At 48.4% G+C, this 3,005-nt stretch carries 3 protein-coding genes; 2 read left to right on the top strand and 1 reads right to left on the bottom strand.

The window, feature by feature from the left end; translation table 11 throughout:
* On the bottom strand, positions 1–823 hold an 823-nt coding region (locus H6F80_RS16640), incomplete at its 3' end, for a DUF4118 domain-containing protein (RefSeq protein ID WP_190792645.1).
* Between the two features lie 615 nt (positions 824–1,438).
* On the opposite strand from H6F80_RS16640, the gene H6F80_RS29195 reads away from it, so the two are divergent.
* Both H6F80_RS29195 and H6F80_RS16630 read left to right on the top strand, forming a co-directional pair.
* Positions 1,439–2,176 (top strand): hypothetical protein, encoded by a 738-nt coding sequence (locus H6F80_RS29195; RefSeq protein ID WP_199296632.1) that lies wholly within the window; start codon positions 1,439–1,441, stop codon positions 2,174–2,176.
* 4 nt (positions 2,177–2,180) lie between these two features.
* The gene (locus H6F80_RS16630; protein WP_199296631.1) at positions 2,181–2,627 is read left to right on the top strand and encodes a surface-adhesin E family protein; all 447 of its coding nucleotides are present in this window, start codon (positions 2,181–2,183) and stop codon (positions 2,625–2,627) included.
* Positions 2,628–3,005: the final 378 nt, after the last annotated feature.

Here is a 3,005-nt window from a genome sequence, read left to right as displayed (position 1 = left end):
GACCCAGACGATCGAACACATAGATATGATCCACCGAAGCGGTCAGAATCCCATTCAAAACCTCTGCCTGGATCTGGGTATGTTGATGCAGGGCTTGTACTTGCTGTTCTGCCTGTTTGCGGTCAGTGACATTAAAAACGGCACAGCTTACCCCCACAATTTGCTGTCCATCCCGCAGGGGTTCTGTCAACAGGTCATACCAATGCTGACGACCGTAAAGGGTTAAAACCACCTCTTGCCGAGCCGATCGCCCAGACTGCATCACCTGCTGTTTATGCCGTGACAGTAATTCTGCTTCAGCCGGAGGAAACAGGTCAGCATCGGTTTTGCCCACCATCTCTTCAGACAGCTTCAACGCCTGGGGGTTATACACCCACTGGTAGCGCAGATCCCGATCCTGATGAAATAAGGCGATCGACGGATTATTTAGAGCGAGCCGAAACCGTTCCTCACTCTCCCGCGTCTTCTTCAAATTTTTTTCAAGCCGCTGTTTTGCCGTCCGGAGTTCTGAACTCAGGGAACTGATAAGCAGTGTAACCAGTACAAATGTCCCATTCTGCACCATACTCCCCAGGTTAGTAACCGCCAGCGAATAAACTGGAGCGATAAAAAAGTAGTTGATGGCGATCGTCGAGAGTGCAGTTGCTATCAAACCTGCGACAATACCACCTGACCAGGCACTAACGGCTACGGCTGCATAAAAGAAGGGAAAGATGGTGGGTTTCAGCAGCGATTGCAGTAGAAACGTGAGCAGCAGTGCCAGTCCAACTGTGGCTAACGGCACAGCATAGGTTTTGAACCAATGTGGTACTTTGGGAACCATCACCTATATCATTTGGCAGAAGTGTTGAAGGTGTTAGCCTACCATAAGAGGGAAGAAATTTCTCTGGCATTCCCCCCAGGATGGATTTAAGGGGCACAGCGTTTACGGATGCGGTTGTGTCGCAACAAATCGATCGACAGCACACCCAAGCTCCAAGAGTGATTACATATAGATAAGAACGCTGCTCATCCGGCGGTATTCATCGGGCGGTATATAGACGCGCTCCCAAAAGAAGGGATGATTAGCACTTCGCGCAACTCTGGAGGAACCGCAAAAGAGACTGGATTAAGGCAGAGCAAAGATTTGAATCAAAATTTGAATAACGATCGCGTTAGCCTGGATGATTCATCAGAAGTTAGAAGAGATACAAGCAAGAGAGATTAAAACTGAATAGAATCAGGTTCTCTAGCACTTTAAACGTCTTTATTTTGCCAGGATAAAGTGTGAAAAAGTGTGAATCGGAATTGCCCTCTAATTTTTATTTACTTCATTCCCTCATTTCTATTGCATTCGCTGTGAGAAAACGGGAAAACCTATCAAAAGAGGCAAAGGAATCCTGTGACTTTTCGCGTAAAGTCATTAACGGTTGTTGCTTAAAGTTTCCGATTTCAGTTGATGTGGTTAATTGTTAAACGATGGATTGAAGGGTCGATGCTGGCAATCGCGATCGGCATTAGTGCAGGAATGCTGCCCGCTCAGGCACAATCTGATCAGCAGGTGCGATCGCTGGTGGAGGCTCTTCGTCTGGCGGCTCCTCAAACGGGTAATGCCAATGACGGGCTTTATAGCGACTGGCAGATTCAGGCACAGAATATTCCCAGATGGTCTGAATCCTGCATTGACAGAACGCTTTCCCCCCAGGAGTTTGAAGCCGATGTAGCAACGGCACGCAGTATTCTGGTTTGTGTGATGCGTGATATTTTGCAGCAGGAGTATCGCAATAGTGGCAACAGTGAGGCGATCGCCGTTCGTCGCGCCGCAGCCTGGTGGATGACGGGTGATTCATCCCGGTATAATGCTGCCGAAACCGCTCCCTATACGCAACGAGTGCTCAGCTTTTATCAGCAGCAGACTGGCACTCCTGCGGCAACCACTCAACCCAACTCAACGGATCAACCTGAGAGCCAAGCTGAAGAACGTCCTGCCCCTCCCCAAAGCCCCCCTTACGATCGCTATATGCAAGCTGGATATGCTGCCGTAGAAGAGAAAAACTACGATGCCGCACTGTTGCATTTTCAACGGGCACTGGATGAACGTCCGAATGACACCTATGCACAACAGGCAATTGAAAATGTGGAACGCTATCGTACTCGGACGGGGCAAGATCAGTCTGAGCAAGAAGGAGCGCAGTAACGCGATGAGGCAATGGATCAAGCAGGGATTGCACCTGACCCTGATGACGATGATGGCTACTCCGGTTGGGATAGGGCTGGGGTATTCTGGGGTTCAAGCAGCCGAAGCCTGGGTTGAAGTGACGACCAATGCGGTTGGCGATCGCTTCCTGATTAATCCAGATTCGATCGAGCGATCGCAAAACACCGTTCGCTATTGGGAATATCGACAGTTCAAGCAGCCCAACAATGCGTTTTTAGCATTTGAAGTCGAGCAACCCGTTTATGGCGTGATGATTTATCGATCGGTAGACTGTACTTCTGGAGTGGAACGCACCCGCCGCCTAGTGATCTTTAATCAGGACAGACAGGCGATTCAGCGAGTCAATTATGACGACAATGGGAGTCTGACGCAGCCCACAGCAGGAAGCAGTGCCGCTCAGGTAATTCGCCACGTCTGCACTCAGCAATAGGTTTTGTCGATATTCACTAATTTCCCAATCAAGATGGGTTAGCTAGTTAACCGTTGTTCTCACACGATTGCAACGCAAATGGTTGTCACGTCACAATACATCGTCACGTCACAATATATCGCCTTTCTTCAATAGATAAAGTACAGGAAAATGAGATCTAAGGGCTGTATCTCTGCACAGCGTCTTCGCCTCCTAATTCTTCCTGTATCTTATCCTGATGAAAAATCCTGGTGAAAACGGGGTCACGATAGTTCTATTAATTCAGGGTTTAATTCAGGGTTAGACGCACTCACCCTATTCAACTGAATCGTAAGATTTCTGTTCTTGTCAGTTTTATCATCGACTGCCTTTTTTGAATCAAGCCAGACAACTTTCAGT

Source organism: Leptolyngbya sp. FACHB-711 (assembly GCF_014695615.1).
Lineage (GTDB): Bacteria > Cyanobacteriota > Cyanobacteriia > Elainellales > Elainellaceae > Leptolyngbya_A.
This window is presented reverse-complemented; position numbering and strand designations above follow the sequence as displayed.

Bases quoted from the DNA above. Each gene is read 5' to 3' on its own strand.
- H6F80_RS29195 (WP_199296632.1), top strand. From the start codon at position 1,439: ATGTGGTTAATTGTTAAACGATGGATTGAAGGGTCGATGCTGGCAATC.
- H6F80_RS16630 (WP_199296631.1), top strand. From the start codon at position 2,181: ATGAGGCAATGGATCAAGCAGGGATTGCACCTGACCCTGATGACGATG.